The organism is Methanolacinia petrolearia DSM 11571 (genome assembly GCF_000147875.1).
In the GTDB taxonomy this organism is placed as follows: domain Archaea; phylum Halobacteriota; class Methanomicrobia; order Methanomicrobiales; family Methanomicrobiaceae; genus Methanolacinia; species Methanolacinia petrolearia.
Genome location: NC_014507.1, coordinates 2,263,315 through 2,276,910 on the forward strand (window position 1 = coordinate 2,263,315; position 13,596 = coordinate 2,276,910).

At 50.9% G+C, this 13,596-nt stretch carries 16 protein-coding genes; 5 read left to right on the plus strand and 11 right to left on the minus strand.

Translation table 11 applies throughout. From position 1 onward, the window contains the following. Nucleotides 1-142: 142 nt before the first annotated feature. Nucleotides 143-589, plus strand: coding sequence for a nucleoside deaminase (locus MPET_RS11345; protein WP_013330174.1), 447 nt, complete (start codon nucleotides 143-145; stop codon nucleotides 587-589). A 421-nt stretch (nucleotides 590-1,010) separates the two neighbouring features. Here MPET_RS11345 and MPET_RS11350 read toward each other — a convergent pair whose 3' ends face one another. The 7 genes from MPET_RS11350 to MPET_RS11380 all read right to left on the minus strand — a co-directional run bounded on the left by MPET_RS11350 (nucleotide 1,011) and on the right by MPET_RS11380 (nucleotide 6,635). Further along, nucleotides 1,011-1,460, minus strand: coding sequence for a universal stress protein (locus MPET_RS11350; protein ID WP_013330175.1), 450 nt, complete (start codon nucleotides 1,458-1,460; stop codon nucleotides 1,011-1,013). A 19-nt stretch (nucleotides 1,461-1,479) separates the two neighbouring features. Beyond that, nucleotides 1,480-2,808, minus strand: a complete 1,329-nt coding sequence (locus MPET_RS11355; protein WP_013330176.1) for an ArsB/NhaD family transporter — start codon at nucleotides 2,806-2,808, stop codon at nucleotides 1,480-1,482. A 24-nt stretch (nucleotides 2,809-2,832) separates the two neighbouring features. Then, on the minus strand, nucleotides 2,833-3,378 hold the full coding sequence (locus MPET_RS11360) for a hypothetical protein (RefSeq protein ID WP_013330177.1): 546 nt from the start codon (nucleotides 3,376-3,378) through the stop codon (nucleotides 2,833-2,835). Nucleotides 3,379-3,475: 97 nt separating this feature from the next. Next, on the minus strand, nucleotides 3,476-4,075 hold the full coding sequence (locus MPET_RS11365) for a hypothetical protein (RefSeq protein WP_013330178.1): 600 nt from the start codon (nucleotides 4,073-4,075) through the stop codon (nucleotides 3,476-3,478). Further along, complete coding sequence (locus MPET_RS11370) at nucleotides 4,059-4,907, minus strand: hypothetical protein (protein WP_013330179.1); 849 nt, start codon at nucleotides 4,905-4,907, stop codon at nucleotides 4,059-4,061. Before MPET_RS11370 ends, MPET_RS11365 begins: the two co-directional genes overlap by 17 nt. A 38-nt stretch (nucleotides 4,908-4,945) precedes the next feature. After that, nucleotides 4,946-6,043 carry a hypothetical protein gene (locus MPET_RS11375; RefSeq protein WP_013330180.1) on the minus strand — a complete coding sequence of 366 codons (1,098 nt, stop codon included), beginning with the start codon at nucleotides 6,041-6,043 and terminating at the stop codon, nucleotides 4,946-4,948. 49 nt (nucleotides 6,044-6,092) lie between these two features. Then, on the minus strand, nucleotides 6,093-6,635 hold the full coding sequence (locus MPET_RS11380; RefSeq protein ID WP_013330181.1) for an archaemetzincin family Zn-dependent metalloprotease: 543 nt from the start codon (nucleotides 6,633-6,635) through the stop codon (nucleotides 6,093-6,095). Between the two features lie 18 nt (nucleotides 6,636-6,653). Between MPET_RS11380 and MPET_RS11385 the strand changes: the two genes are divergently transcribed. Beyond that, nucleotides 6,654-7,055 (plus strand): UPF0146 family protein, encoded by a 402-nt coding sequence (locus MPET_RS11385; RefSeq protein ID WP_013330182.1) that lies wholly within the window; start codon nucleotides 6,654-6,656, stop codon nucleotides 7,053-7,055. A gap of 265 nt (nucleotides 7,056-7,320) precedes the next feature. On the opposite strand, the gene MPET_RS11390 is transcribed toward MPET_RS11385, so the two are convergent. After that, the gene (locus tag MPET_RS11390) at nucleotides 7,321-8,724 is read right to left on the minus strand and encodes a replication factor C large subunit (RefSeq protein ID WP_148222228.1); all 1,404 of its coding nucleotides are present in this window, start codon (nucleotides 8,722-8,724) and stop codon (nucleotides 7,321-7,323) included. A gap of 199 nt (nucleotides 8,725-8,923) precedes the next feature. On the opposite strand from MPET_RS11390, the gene MPET_RS11395 reads away from it, so the two are divergent. From MPET_RS11395 to MPET_RS11405, 3 genes are all read left to right on the plus strand, one after another. Beyond that, nucleotides 8,924-9,913, plus strand: a complete 990-nt coding sequence (locus MPET_RS11395) for a methanogenesis marker 2 protein (RefSeq protein ID WP_148222229.1) — start codon at nucleotides 8,924-8,926, stop codon at nucleotides 9,911-9,913. Nucleotides 9,914-9,930: 17 nt separating this feature from the next. Beyond that, the gene (mtxX, locus tag MPET_RS11400; RefSeq protein ID WP_013330185.1) at nucleotides 9,931-10,683 is read left to right on the plus strand and encodes a methanogenesis marker protein Mmp4/MtxX; all 753 of its coding nucleotides are present in this window, start codon (nucleotides 9,931-9,933) and stop codon (nucleotides 10,681-10,683) included. Between the two features lie 179 nt (nucleotides 10,684-10,862). Beyond that, nucleotides 10,863-11,069 (plus strand): histone family protein, encoded by a 207-nt coding sequence (locus MPET_RS11405; protein ID WP_013330186.1) that lies wholly within the window; start codon nucleotides 10,863-10,865, stop codon nucleotides 11,067-11,069. A 328-nt stretch (nucleotides 11,070-11,397) separates the two neighbouring features. Here the strand turns inward: MPET_RS11405 and hisB are convergent, their stop codons facing one another. The 3 genes from hisB to hisG are packed head-to-tail and all read right to left on the minus strand — an operon-like array spanning nucleotide 11,398 to nucleotide 13,582. Then, on the minus strand, nucleotides 11,398-11,976 hold the full coding sequence (gene hisB, locus MPET_RS11410) for an imidazoleglycerol-phosphate dehydratase HisB (RefSeq protein WP_013330187.1): 579 nt from the start codon (nucleotides 11,974-11,976) through the stop codon (nucleotides 11,398-11,400). Continuing rightward, nucleotides 11,973-12,683 carry a 1-(5-phosphoribosyl)-5-[(5-phosphoribosylamino)methylideneamino]imidazole-4-carboxamide isomerase gene (gene hisA / locus MPET_RS11415; protein ID WP_013330188.1) on the minus strand — a complete coding sequence of 237 codons (711 nt, stop codon included), beginning with the start codon at nucleotides 12,681-12,683 and terminating at the stop codon, nucleotides 11,973-11,975. The genes hisB and hisA overlap by 4 nt, the downstream gene beginning before the upstream one ends. A 14-nt stretch (nucleotides 12,684-12,697) precedes the next feature. Then, nucleotides 12,698-13,582 carry an ATP phosphoribosyltransferase gene (gene hisG / locus MPET_RS11420; protein WP_013330189.1) on the minus strand — a complete coding sequence of 295 codons (885 nt, stop codon included), beginning with the start codon at nucleotides 13,580-13,582 and terminating at the stop codon, nucleotides 12,698-12,700. Nucleotides 13,583-13,596: the final 14 nt, after the last annotated feature.

Sequence of the window (13,596 nt, forward strand, 5' to 3'; positions counted from 1 at the left end):
TCAGATTTTTTCCGTAGAACAGTACCAGTCATAATATAACCACCAATTGTCATCAATGTACATATCTGTACAATATTGTATAAATATGTTGCCAAACGATTACCAAAAATTCCAAATCCGGGAAATACCCAAAAGTAATGAAATGAACCCTGCAACAGACAGATTTATGACCGCGGCAATAATCGAGGCGAAAACGGGACATGACGAAGGCGGAATCCCAATAGGTGCGGTTCTCGTCAGGGACGGCAAAATCATCGGCAGTGGGCACAACAGGCGTATCCAGGAGAACGACCCCATAATTCATGCAGAGATCGACTGCCTGAGAAACGCAGGAAGGATCGGGAGCTACAAGGACACGACCCTCTACTCCACACTCATGCCATGCTACCTTTGTGCGGGAGCCGTAGTGCAGTTCGGGATCCGCCGGGTTGTTGTGGGAGAGTCGAGGAACTTTGCAGGCGCAAAAGAGTTCCTGATATCGATGGGCGTCGAGGTGACAGATCTCGACCTTGATGAATGCGCCGATATGATGGCGGAGTTCATAAAGAACAATCCGGAGTTGTGGAACGAGGATATCGGGGAACTGTAAAATCAATTTTTCAGGCATTTGGCAGGCACTTTTTAAAAGGGCATAAACCCCCGGAGTTTTCTCAATTTTTTTAGATCGGGCGTAAGTCTCTGGAATTTCCTTATTTTTTTTAGATTGGGCTTAAGCCCCTGACGGGGCAGCCCCATCGCAAGTTTCTACGAAACTTGCTCAATGATGATAACCCGACCTGGGCGCTACCCATTCGGGTAGCCCCGGCCGGGAGAGAGGGATCTAATAACTTAAAACAAGTTATAACAGGTAGCCAGAATTCATCCAGTAATTTATAATGGCGATGAAAATTCTCTGGAGCCGGAGGAATGCTTGTCCATCCCGACGGTGACCTATCGCAATGAGGGGGAGGGTCCAAGGGAGGGGGAATCATCTCCCGCCCTTCCCATCAATACATATTATCCAAAAAAAATTATCTTAAGATTAGAATAGGGACATTGATCGATGTGGAGATCTCCTTGAACAGGGTCCCGACCCTTATATTGGATCTCTTACCAAAGGCTCCCATGACAACGAGATTGTATCCACCGGAGGAGAACTCCTTCAGGATCGCGTCCTCACGCTTCCCCTCGACGATCTTCGAACTCCCTTTCAGGTTCATCCTGTTCATGTTCAGGGTCAGCTCGTTCAGATCCTCTCCGATGCTCTTCTTTAAGTCCCTGTATATCTTGTCCTCGTGCTCGTTAACGAGATCGCACCTGTTGCTCTGCTGGCAGAAATAGAAGGCTGCGGCACGGGTCTCCTCCCGGTCGATAACCGAGAAGATCGTTATTTCCGCATCCTTCTTCTTCGCAATCTCTATGGCGTTTATTGCCGCTTTGTAACTCCACTTCGAACCGTCCAGAAGTACTAATATTTTCATCCTTACACCTTCCTTTAATTTAGAACATTATATACAGCATACCCAGACCAATCGCGACCGTGACGACGAGAACGAACATTCCGATCTTCAGGAAATCGAAGAACGTGATCTTTATTCCTTCTCTCTCCGCTATACCCAGCACGACTACGTTTGCAGACGCCGCAATTGCCGTTCCGTTTCCGCCCAGACAGGCACCGAGCGAAAGTGCCCACCAAAGCGGGTAGATATCGATATTCGGCGCATTCAGCCCGATATCCTGTATCAGCGGTATAAGAGCTGCCGTAAGCGGGATGTTATCCACAATTGCAGAGGCAATCGCCGAGAACCATGCGATCACGAACATAGCCTCGCCGGTACTTGTCAGGCTGGACGTCATCATCAGTGCAAGATCGTTTATAACCCCCGTCTCTACAAGTCCGCCGACAAGGATGAACAGGCCGCCGAAGAAGAACAGGGCGGTCCATTCGACCTTCTCGAATATTACCTCCGGGGACTTTCTCGACCAGAACAATATCAGCGCTGCGCCGATGAGGGCGACCTCGGCAGGCTCAAGGGTCATCGACGAGTCTACGAACGGAAGGAACGTGTGCAGGATCTCACCGATATTGTTGTGCATGAAGAAGAGCATGATTACAATTGCAAGGGCGATGATCGATTTCTTGAACAGAACGGTATCCTGGATCGCCGCACGCTCGTCGAGTGCATCTATAGTCTTCTTTATCGCAGCTTTTCCTGCATCGTCGACCTTCATCTTCCTTCCGTATATGACATAGAATATCAACAGTACCACGAGCAGATCCACGATTGCGATCGGCGCCATCGTTAAGAGGAATTCGTTGAATGTCAGGCCCGCAGCGGATGCAATCATGATGTTCGGCGGATCTCCGATAAGAGTCGCCATTCCGCCCACGTTCGAGGATAAAATCTCGGCAAGGAGGAACGGGATCGGGTTTAAATCCATGACCTTTGCGATGTAGAGAAGCATCGGGGTCATCAGGAGAACCGTGGTAACATTATCAAGGAAGGCGCTCGTCACTGCGGTGACACACGAGAATAAAACCAGCACCATAATCGGGCTGCCCTTCGCCGCCTTCGCCGTGATTATCGCGAGATATTCAAACAGACCGCTGTTGCTCGCGACATTCACGATGATCATCATTCCCATCAGAAGGAATATCGTCCCGAAATCCACATGGTCGAGCAAACTATCCCATGGGACGATCCCGAGGAATACCAGAACAGCAGCACCTGCCATCGCCGCAACGGCCCTGTTTATCCTCTCGTCGACTATCAGGGCATACGTAATCAGGAATACAACTACTGCAATTAATGCCTCAATTAATGCCATATGAATGCTTCACCTCCAAAAACCTCAGTATAAAATAGTGGATACACTCATCTGCTGGACAAGACGCTGTGCAACAGGGCTTATCTCGTTTTCATCGCCCCTGCCTCCGCCATAGCACTTGGAGATCGCGACAAGGTCGTAATTTTCGGACATTATCTCGACATCGTCCCATTTATGGCCGGAATACTGGCGGCGGTTCACAGCCATTCCCCGCCCTTCAAGCTCTCCCGATATCTTTTCGAGAAGTTTCGTGCCGTACTCCTCTTTTCTGGCCTGGTAGACCCCTGCCGTATCTTCTCCCAGAACATCGCTTATTATCGAGACGACATCGGAGTCGGTAATATATACCAGATTTATTTCAATACCGTCAAAAGCGGTCAGGAGATCATAAAGATCCTCCGATGCCCCCTTGACAAAAATATCGAGCGGCATCAGAACCTTCCTGAAATTACAGATGACGATCTCGTCTTCGGTCAGGAGGAACTCGCGGTAATCTTTTAAAACATCTTTGTACCGGGTTCCGACAACATCCTTGAATTTTCTATTGATCAGCGATTTGAAATATTCCATATCAATCTCCGGAATATGAGTGAATACTCTGATTTGTATTGACCACTCCTTAAGCTTTTGCAACCTCGAAGGTTGCATTTATCTTCCGCAAAAATGTCTAACGATATTCCTCGAGGAACGATATATTCGAATTCAATGATTCAAGCATTGCATCGAGTTCTCCACGGATTACACCGATAGCCTGCGTATAGTCCGAACTGATCAGGTTCTTGTCTATATCGCCGCCCATAACCTGTAGGAAGAGAATTCTCTGTCGTATATTTTGATAATCGTTAAGGACTTCAACAAGGCCGGTCCTGAATTCAGGCGTGCTCGTCTGGAAGATCGCTTCGGCCTCATCGTCCACAGCGGCCAGTTCCGAACATACATCGAGGAAATCGATCTTGAACTGAAGGGATTTTATTCTTGCCTCATACCCGTATCCTTCCAGATAGAAGGTCGGGCCGAGTGCATAGAGCTTATCGAGAGCCTCTTTGTACTGGGTCTCTGAGGCCCCGAGCTGGGAGTAGAATATCTCGTCCTGTGTCGTGAAATCGATCGCGATCAGCCTGTTGTCGGCAAGCTTCTCGATCGAATTGATCTCCCCCAAAGTTGCATTATTGACTTCATCCTGCGAAGAGCAGCCGGAAGAGATCGAAACTGCAACCAGGATGAGGACGGCGATAAGAGGGAGGAAAGTGCTAAAGCTGGATCTCATACAGAGCCTCCTTTCCGAATACATCCTCTTCGTAGTAACCGTGACCGGGCGTATCGGACGCATAGGTTCCGTCGGGGTAATAGAATACAGCCTGCTGACCTACACCGTAATAACTCTCACCGGGATGCACCAGTTCATGATAATTGGAGGTATCCCCGTAGACATAGTATCCCATATCCGGATTCCGGCCTACCGACCAGTCGAAGTTCAGCCAGTATGCAGTCTCCCCGCTCTGCCCGTCGATACTGTAATAGACCCTCTCACAGTCATAACGGGCGGAGATATACCTGCATTGCCCGATCACTTCATCTTCATTCGTTCCCAGGTAATATTCAGGAAACGCATGTCCCGGATTACCCCCGGTCCCCGCGACATTTACAATCCTCATCTCCGCACCCACGGAGCCGGCAAGCCCGGCCATCAGGACCGAGTAATCGTCGCAGTCTCCCCTGAGATCAGCCTTTATCGATTCAAGCGAGGACGAGATATACTCAGGGCCAAGAGGATCGCTGACGACCTTCCAGTTGCTGTTGAGGTCATCCCATATATCGCAGGCATACTGCAGGGTCTCTCCGTCAGGATCAACGGCCGTCGTTCTCAGCAGGGCGTAACCGAGAACGGCGGAATTGTTCGTCTGGAGTGCATCCGCATAGAGAACCGCCTTCTTCTGGTCGTACGGAATCACGGGCGATTCGACAATGTCCTGCGTCTCCTGGGAGGAATATACCAGGACGCCCGCCTGAGTTGCCGCGATAATGCAGCATATTCCTGCAACGGCCAGAACAAAACCGCAGAAATTCCAGCTGCTCTTTTTCAATCCCTTCCCCTTCATATTTCACCCCGTTTCTGCCTGTTCGTCCTCACCTGAAATTACCCGATTATCGGCGCAACCTTTTCATTAACTCTCACCGATTTATACGAACCGTCGGAATAATATACCATCGCTGAACCGGCGTCGCTGTATCCGGTATCACCGGGATATTCCCCGAAAAGTTCCAAAGGAAGCCAGTATGTAACCCCGCCGTTCTCCTCTACGTAATAATCGTAATTCAGGTTCCTTATATCACGGGTCTCCTTGTACCTGTCATCATACCCCCCGTATCTCACCTGTATATAAAGCGCCTGGAAATCTATCGCATTCGTATCGGGGAACAGGAGCAGGTAATTGATAAGCTTCGGATATGTGTAGCAGATCTCCCCGTACTTCTCAGGTTCGTTCATGATCTGCATAAGCGGATCCATGAAACTGTAACAGGTATCGCCGCTGCACAGCGTCCCATACCTGTATTTGAATATAGTCAGGCCGCTCGGGTCCTTTTCGAATATTGCCGAGTAATTCGATTTGAAGGCCTCGTATTTTTCCGGGCTGATTATCTTTGTATTGTAATCTTCGCTGTTGCCGAGATAAAGTTCGGCAACTGCATATTCGCCGGATTCAGGATCAACACCGCTCTTTATCCTTGCCTCCCCCCCGGCCCCTTTTATCATCGACGCAAGAAAAACTGCAAAGTCGGCCTCATCTCCCGTAAGACCTGTGTTGATGCTCCGGCTTGCAGAAGAAATATCCAGGAGCCCACCGTCTTCTCCCGAATATGTCCAGTCGGCAACCGAACCGTCCCGGATATCGCATGCCTGCTCGATCGTAAAAGTGCCTGCATGATCGGATGGGATGTAGCGGACCGCATAATCCCTTGTTGCAGGAAGATAATAGTCCATACCCTGCGAGACCTGCCTTGAGATCAGCCAGTTCCTCTCGGCCTTCGTGAGATATGACGGAAGCCCGTACTGCAGAGTCAGGCCGCCGGAAGCATTGTCCGCCAAAGATACTTCGGCAGTTGCACCCGGAACGGAAGTGTTGACACCTGCCTTGTCATCCTCTCCGGCAGTTGAATTGACCATAAATGCAATAGCCGCAACAATGCAAAGGGCAGCGATGAATGCAGCAATATCAAGGGTCCGCGGATCCATTATTAATCAGTATTTAATCTTTTACAATAATACCGTTTCTTTATATGCTTTAATCGGAAAACCTGTAGAGATTCAGGTACTGCCTGCATTCAGGGCACAGCGTCTTCTTTTTCCGGTCAAGTTCATCGAGAGTCTGGGGGTAGTACATTATGCATTCCGGGTTTTCGCAGTGATCGAGCCCCATACAGTGGCACAGCTCGTGACACCCCTCCTTAACCAGCCTGTCCATGAGATCTTCATCGCTCTGCTGCCTACCGTACCAGCGGTTGTCGAGTCTCGCCGTCGATACGACGGAAACCTTTACTCCCGGCCTTGCAAGACCGAAGACAAAGTCACGCCCCCTGATATAGAGGTCTTTTCCCGTAACAAGCAAAACAGCCTCTTCACATCCCGCCCGCCGGGTGTATATATCCTGCATATCCCCGAGTATCCTGCTTGCATCGTTCTGATTTCTCGAACGATCAAAACCCCTGAGCATCATGCCGTTGGGCTGGGCTGACGCGGGCATATCGAGAGTGTGAGAGACCATCCGGACGAAAGGCTGCTGGAGGCCTTCAGGGACATCTTCATCCCAAAAAATAAGAATCCCCATTCAGATTATATTTTGACAATGGTCAATTATAAGAGTATTGAAGAACGAATCGCGGAATACCTGGCCGGACATTACAAATCCGCAGTCGAAGTAGGCATCGGCAGGAATACCACGACAGCCGGTATTCTCGCCGAAAGGGGCGTCGATATATGCGCAACCGACATCAGGGAATGCCCCGGATGCCCTGTTATTTTCACCCGGGACGATATCACATCCCCGGATCTCTCCATATATTCAGGCAGGGAACTCATTTATTCCGTCCGTCCTGGTGTAGAGATGGTCCCGGATCTCATTAAGACTGCAAAGGCAGCAGGAGCCGACCTGATCGTATACCACCTGGGAAATGAGATATATGAAAACGGCGGCGAGATAATAGACTGTGGTGTAATCCTGCACAGATATTATCAAAAAAGTTCATGAAAATTCAACAGCACAGGGAATCTAAATTTTCTCGACCGGATTTCAAAACAAAAGTTCATGAAATAAAGTTTCATGCACTGATTCATGTAAATCACAAAGTGATTTGCATGCAAAACCGAATAAACAGCCCGGGGACCCTTGCCGGTCCCCGGAGCGTGCCGTTAGAAGATTATCTTCGAGCAAGGCCCCCGGGCAGGGGCCTCTTATCATGATAGACCGCTCAGGGGATAGACGAGTATCCCCTGAGCGGAAATATACGGCAGGCTCAGAACCCGTCGAAGAGCGTCGACTGGGACGAGTCCTCCTTTTTTTCCGTGGCTTCGACGGCGGGCTCCGCGGCCGGTTCGGTATTCTGTTCCTGCTCCAAAACGACAGGAGGATCTACAGAGGCAGGCTTTTTGGTGATTTTTTTCTTCTTCTCCGCCTTTGCCTTTTCTTTTTCCGCCTTTTGAATATCCTTTATTACTGCATCCGATCTCGCCTTGTCATGGAGGAAGAAGTCGAGTTCGTCCTTATCGAGATTATTCTGCCTTGCGAATTCATGGGGTGATTCGTCTGCGATGATGGAGAGCGGTATCAGCATATCGTCCCGCAGGGTGTCCTCGGGCATATGGTAGGTCTCCGACAGATTCCTGAAGAGAGAATCCCTGAGACCCTTTTGCTTCTTCGCCCTGAACAGCCTTCCCCATCTTGATGGAGGCATTATCCTGCCGGAGACTCCCGCACCCCCGGCCGATACCGCAGTTCCGATAAGCATCACGGCTCCGGCGTATCTCCAAAGTGTGTAATACTGTCTCCTGTAGGTATCCCCGAGGAATTCATCGGCCTTCGAAATATACCTGTACGCAAGCGCCATATCGGCGGGATCTTTAATCGACGAAAGATTGTCCTCGATCCACTGCTCGGTCGTCTCCGGGGTGTCGGGAATCTCGTACGAGATGGACATGAGCCTTTTATCATCCTTCCCTTTAAATGCGGCGCCGACAAGATCGAAGATCGTCGATCTCTCGTCCTTTGAGGAGGTTGCAACCTCCCTCTCGCTCACGTCCGCACCTGCCGAAGCCGCATGAAGCATATTTATCGCCGACCTCAGGTCCCCGGATGACTCATCGGCAATATCCAGCAGAGCATTCTCCTCGCACTTTATCCCCTCGGACGAGCAGATATATTTCAGCCGGGGAACGATCGATCTCGCCTGGAGCGACCTGAACTGGACCTGAATACAGACGGATTTGAGCTCCTTTGCAACACCATATATATCGTTTGCTATAAGGACGATCGGCTGGCAGGAATTTTTTATCGTATCGAGAATCGCCCTGGCCCCGCCCCTGTCCGCGTTACCGTGAAGGTTGTCGGCCTCGTCGAATACGATAAGTTTTCTCGACGCCCCGGTAAGGCTCATCGTGGTGGCAGTCGAGCCGGCGATCTTATCGATGACAGATTTCGTCCGGTCGTCGCTCGCGTTCAGTTCGACGACCTCCCAGTTCATATCGGCCGCAAGTGCATAAACCGCAGAGGTCTTGCCTATACCGGGTTTTCCGTATATTAAAACCGGTTCGTCCCCGATCTTCCAGTTTGCCGCCCATTCGGCCAGCTGCCTGACTGCGGCATTGTTGCCGACTATATCCCCGAGACTCTTCGGCCTGTACTTCTCAACCCAGTCCAGCATGCAACTCACATAATATTGGTATGGTTTCATGAAAACGTTTATGAAAGATATGTTTCATGGACTGTTTGATGTAAATCGCAACGCGATTTTCATAAAAGAACTGAATGGTTATGCAGCAGTTACCAACCGGATAAACCGTTCAATAACAACAATGTAATAGCATAGAAAGACTGAATAATTAGATAAGTTGGTGTTAAGAGTGGAGAAAAAATGTTCCACTGAGCAGATAGCACAGGTAGTGCGCGAATATGCAGGAGTCACGAGGAAACGTGCGATCGGAGAGATTATCCAGTCTCTGCGAATAGAATCAGACAATGTTATCGTGTCCTTCGGGGAAGATGCCGCCTTAATAAAAAATAATGAAGATGGCCTTCTTCTTGCTGCAGACGGGATCTGGAGTATGCTGATGGAGGCCGATCCTTATTGGGCCGGGTTCTGCTCAGTCCTTGTCAACGTGCACGATATTGCGGCGATGGGAGGGACACCTCTTGCGATGGTCGACATTCTCTCCGTTCAGGACGAAAATATCTGCCACGATGTTCTCCGGGGAATGGCCGACGCCTCCAGAAAGTTCGGTGTCCCGATAGTCGGAGGACACCTCCACCCCGACTCTCAGTTTTCCGCCGTCGACGTTGCGATACTTGGAACGGTAAAACCCGACGAGGCGATCTTCTCCCATACGGCAAAGGAGGGAGACAGGATAATCGCTGCATTCGATCTCGACGGCCGGGTCCATCCTTCCTGCGCCCTGAACTGGGACACTGCAACACTCCGTGACACCGAAACTCTCCGCAGCCAGATAAGGATGATGAAGACCCTGGGCGAACGCCGTCTCGTTACCGCAGGAAAGGACATCAGCAACCCCGGTGTAATAGGCACTCTAGGAATGCTCCTTGAGACAAGCAAAAAAGGAGCGTCCATAAGCCTTTCAAAGATCCCGAGACCCGACCTCGCAAAGGCCGGCATCGATTTTTATCACTGGGTGCGGATGTACCCCGGAATGGGCTTCATTCTCACGGCCGAGGAGAAGAACGTCGCAGAGATTATCAGGCTCTTCTCCGAAGTAGGCATTACGGCCGCAGATATCGGCGAGATAAATAATACAAACCTTCTCACTGTAAAATACGGCGATATGGAAAGCGAGGTTTTCGATCTCGGTGAAGAAGGAATCATGCACCTCTTCATCTGATTACGGAGGAATCAGGGATGCATATCGGCATCGGAATAGATAAAAATGCAGGGAGAGTGATGGAATCGCTCACCAGTGCATCGAAGAGCAACAGGATCACCATTTTTTCTAAGACCGGCATTCCAGGCACGCCTTACGATATAGTTGTCAGTGACAATGCCGAAGAGGAACTCGTCAAAGCATTGTATGAGGGACGGATCGACGCCGCCGTCAGGGGGACGCTTCCGGCCAACGCCGTAATGAAACTCCTGAAAAAGTACGGAAACGTGAAATCGCTGAAACGGATCGCACTCCTCGAGACGCAGTCGGGAACAAGGTTCCTCCTCGCACCGGTCGGAGTCGACGAAGGCTGGACAAGGGAAGAGAAAGTAGATTTCGTAGGCTACGCAAGAGAGATCGCATCTGCACTCGGAATGAACGAAAAGACTGCAATACTCTCAGGAGGGCGTCTTGGGGACATCGGAAGGCACCCTGTCGTCGACAAAACTATCGAGGATGCCGAGGCCGTTGCGGAAGGGACAGGTTCCGATCACATGGAGATCCTGATCGAGGATGCAGTCAAAGATCATGGCATAATAATCGCGCCGGATGGCATCTCCGGCAACCTTGTCTTCAGGACTCTTGCACTTCTCGGAGGAGGGCGGGCACACGGTGCTCCGGTGGCAAATCTCAGCAGGATCTTTGTAGATACTTCGCGCGCCTCCTATGATTATTCAAATGCCGTTTTTCTCGCTTCAGCATTGGCCGATTACAAACAAAAGACATTTTAGGATTATTTTTGAGATCTGACCAGACTATGAGGGTTTTAAGACTTTTAATATTTTTTCTTTTATTTTTGCATAAAAATCAAAAAATGCAGTAATTATTTGTTTATATTCCTCAAAACCCTCTAAATTCCCAAAAAGTATTTATGTTCCCCGATATACTTTTCAAATGAGGTGGAATTGAAATGGCGAATGATCTACCAATTGCAGCAGTTGTAAGAATTGCAAAGAAGAATGGAGCAGAGAGAGTAGGCAGCGATGCCGCACAGGCAATCGTTGACGCAGCAGAGGCATACATTGCAAACCTCACAAAAGAGGCATCAAAGTACGCCCAGCATGCAGGCCGCAAGACGATCAAGAAAGAAGATGTTGACATGGCAGTCAACGCCTGAATCTTTTTTCTTTTGAATTAATTAGCTATTGTAGTATCCTTTATTTTCTAAATATCGACTTTCTGTATCTATCTGCGGAGCATAGCCCCGAATTCTTTCAGGAAGAAACCATCCAGTTACACATCATAAGTGTACCCTGTCAAATCGTGGGATATTGAATCAACCGCGTCTCTCCGCTCAGGGGACACTCGCCTGTCCCCTGAGCGGTTATCGCCACAGAGAGGCCCCGAGGCCGGGGCCGATCCGCGGGCCGGTTGGGCGGCCCGCGGCGAGGGGTTGCCAAAATATGCTATTAACCGGATGTTAAAAAAGATTATTAAAAAAAAGATCAGAGTTGTCCTTTTGTACTCGGTATTCCCTTGTCGGGATCTACTCTCGTAGCCGCTCTCAGGGCGACACCGAAGGCCTTGAAGACAGCCTCGCACTTGTGGTGGGCATTTTTTCCCTCGAATGCTATGTGAGCGGTGATATCCGCATTCGAGCAGAGACTGTAGAAGAAATGCTCCAGAAGGTCTCCGGGTATGCCGGATACCGGGTACTCGCCGAGCGAACCGTTCATCACCAGGTAAGCCCGACCGCCGCAGTCGAGGGTAACGTAGGCTATCGATTCATCCATGGGGACTGCCGTGTGGGAGAATCTCGCAATCCCCTTCCCGTCGCCTATCGCTTCGCCTATAGCCTTGCCCAGGACGATCCCTATATCCTCGACGGTGTGGTGGCAGTCCACGTCGAGATCCCCTTTCGCCTTTATCGTCAGGTCGAACATGCCGTGCCTTCCGAACGCGTCGAACATGTGATCGAGGAACGGAATTCCGGTATCCGCCTTCACAATCCCTTTTCCGTCAAGATCAATCCATACGGAAATATCAGTCTCTTTCGTCTTCCTCGACTTTTCAAAGCATCTCATTTGGAAACCTCCATGGCAGCCCCGAGGCTGATCCTCCCGCTGTAAAGAGCAGAACCCAGTACTATTCCATCTGCTCCAATCTTCTTTATCTTTACTACGTCCTCAGGCGAGGAGATACCGCCTGCGACGATTACCGGAAGGGATGTGGCCTTCACAAGTCTTTCCACCGGAACCGGATCGATTCCTTTCTGTAGTCCCTCGACATCGACGTTAGTGAAGAGAAGGGCTCCCGCACCCGCCTCTTCGAACCTCTTCGCCCACTCGATGTAGTCGCCGGCCGAATTCTCCCAGCCCTTCACGACGACCTGGCCGCCGCGGGCATCGACACCCGCAACGACCCTCTCCTTCCCAAAGAGATCGGAGACCTCGGTAACGGCCTCAGGATGCTCTGTCGCGAGCGTACCGAGGATTACCCTGTCCACACCGGTATCGAGCCACCCGGAGGCATCCTCGACGCTCCTGATGCCCCCTCCGAGCTGGACGTAGGCCCCGGTCTCCCTGACGAGTTCGCGGATCAGCTCCGCGTTGCTCCCCGCACTCCCGAACGCCCCGTCGAGATTGACTATATGGAGGCGATCCGCACCCTCGTCTATCCATCGCTTCGCACAGTCAAGCGGTGCGCCGTACTCGGTCCGGCAGTCCTTCTTTCCCTGGACGAGCTGCACGCACCTGCCGCCTAGTATATCCACAGCAGGAAAAACCTTCATCCCCGCCACCCGGATTAACGGATCATCCGTTCGATCGGGATGACGAGAATGTCCCTGGCGCCCGCCTTCTTCAGCTTTCCGACGAGTGAGTAGAGATGGTCTTCTTTTACGACCGCATGAACCGCCACGAGATTGTCGTCCGACGAGACATCCATCACCGTAGGCCCGGAAAGTCCCGGAAGCTCCCTCTTCACTTCCTCAAGCGAGGGGCGTGTGACGTTCATCATGAGATAGCACTGGCCGCGAGCCATGATCACGCTCTCGAGAGCGAGGCACAGCTCCGCGATCTTCTCCGGGTGTCTCTCTTTCGCATCCCTGTTGGCTATGAGAACGGTCGTCGACCTGAGAACCTCGTCGACTACGCGGAGATTGTTCGTGGCGAGAGTAACGCCCGAACTGGTGAGATCGATTATAGCATCGGCGATCCCGAGATAAGGTGCCGCCTCGCAGGCGCCCCCCACCGGAACGAGCGTGACGTCGATCCCGAGACCGTTGAAATATTTCTTTGAGATCCCGGAGAATTCTGTCGCGACGCGGAGACCGTCAAGCTGTTTAGGGTCGTTTATGTCGGAGTCGGCCGGGACGGCCAGCACAAGGTTCGCGTTTCCACTCTGGAGATCGAGAAGCTCCTCCACATCGGAGCCCCTCTCCATGATCATGTCCTTTCCGGTGATTCCGAGATCGGCCGCACCGTCGGCAACGAACTCGGGGATATCGATAGGACGTGCGAACAGGACCTCGATCTCCGGATCGGAAGTCCTGGAGATAAGCTTCCTCTGGACGCTGTTTTTTATCCTGAGACCACTCTTCTCGACGGTTTCGATGATCGGATCGGCAATCCTGCCTTTATTGGGGATGGCGAGACGTATTACATCACCCGGTTTTGCATCGGAATTCATTCTTATAAAAATAG

Bases quoted from the DNA above. Each gene is read 5' to 3' on its own strand.
- mtxX (WP_013330185.1), top strand. From the start codon at position 9,931: ATGCATATCGGCATCGGAATAGATAAAAATGCAGGGAGAGTGATGGAA.
- MPET_RS11350 (WP_013330175.1), bottom strand. From the start codon at position 1,460: ATGAAAATATTAGTACTTCTGGACGGTTCGAAGTGGAGTTACAAAGCG.
- MPET_RS11375 (WP_013330180.1), bottom strand. From the start codon at position 6,043: ATGGATCCGCGGACCCTTGATATTGCTGCATTCATCGCTGCCCTTTGC.
- hisG (WP_013330189.1), bottom strand. From the start codon at position 13,582: ATGAATTCCGATGCAAAACCGGGTGATGTAATACGTCTCGCCATCCCC.
- MPET_RS11355 (WP_013330176.1), bottom strand. From the start codon at position 2,808: ATGGCATTAATTGAGGCATTAATTGCAGTAGTTGTATTCCTGATTACG.
- MPET_RS11380 (WP_013330181.1), bottom strand. From the start codon at position 6,635: ATGGGGATTCTTATTTTTTGGGATGAAGATGTCCCTGAAGGCCTCCAG.
- MPET_RS11405 (WP_013330186.1), top strand. From the start codon at position 10,863: ATGGCGAATGATCTACCAATTGCAGCAGTTGTAAGAATTGCAAAGAAG.
- hisB (WP_013330187.1), bottom strand. From the start codon at position 11,976: ATGAGATGCTTTGAAAAGTCGAGGAAGACGAAAGAGACTGATATTTCC.
- MPET_RS11360 (WP_013330177.1), bottom strand. From the start codon at position 3,378: ATGGAATATTTCAAATCGCTGATCAATAGAAAATTCAAGGATGTTGTC.
- MPET_RS11365 (WP_013330178.1), bottom strand. From the start codon at position 4,075: ATGAGATCCAGCTTTAGCACTTTCCTCCCTCTTATCGCCGTCCTCATC.
- MPET_RS11385 (WP_013330182.1), top strand. From the start codon at position 6,654: ATGGTCAATTATAAGAGTATTGAAGAACGAATCGCGGAATACCTGGCC.
- hisA (WP_013330188.1), bottom strand. From the start codon at position 12,683: ATGAAGGTTTTTCCTGCTGTGGATATACTAGGCGGCAGGTGCGTGCAG.
- MPET_RS11345 (WP_013330174.1), top strand. From the start codon at position 143: ATGAACCCTGCAACAGACAGATTTATGACCGCGGCAATAATCGAGGCG.
- MPET_RS11370 (WP_013330179.1), bottom strand. From the start codon at position 4,907: ATGAAGGGGAAGGGATTGAAAAAGAGCAGCTGGAATTTCTGCGGTTTT.
- MPET_RS11390 (WP_148222228.1), bottom strand. From the start codon at position 8,724: ATGCTGGACTGGGTTGAGAAGTACAGGCCGAAGAGTCTCGGGGATATA.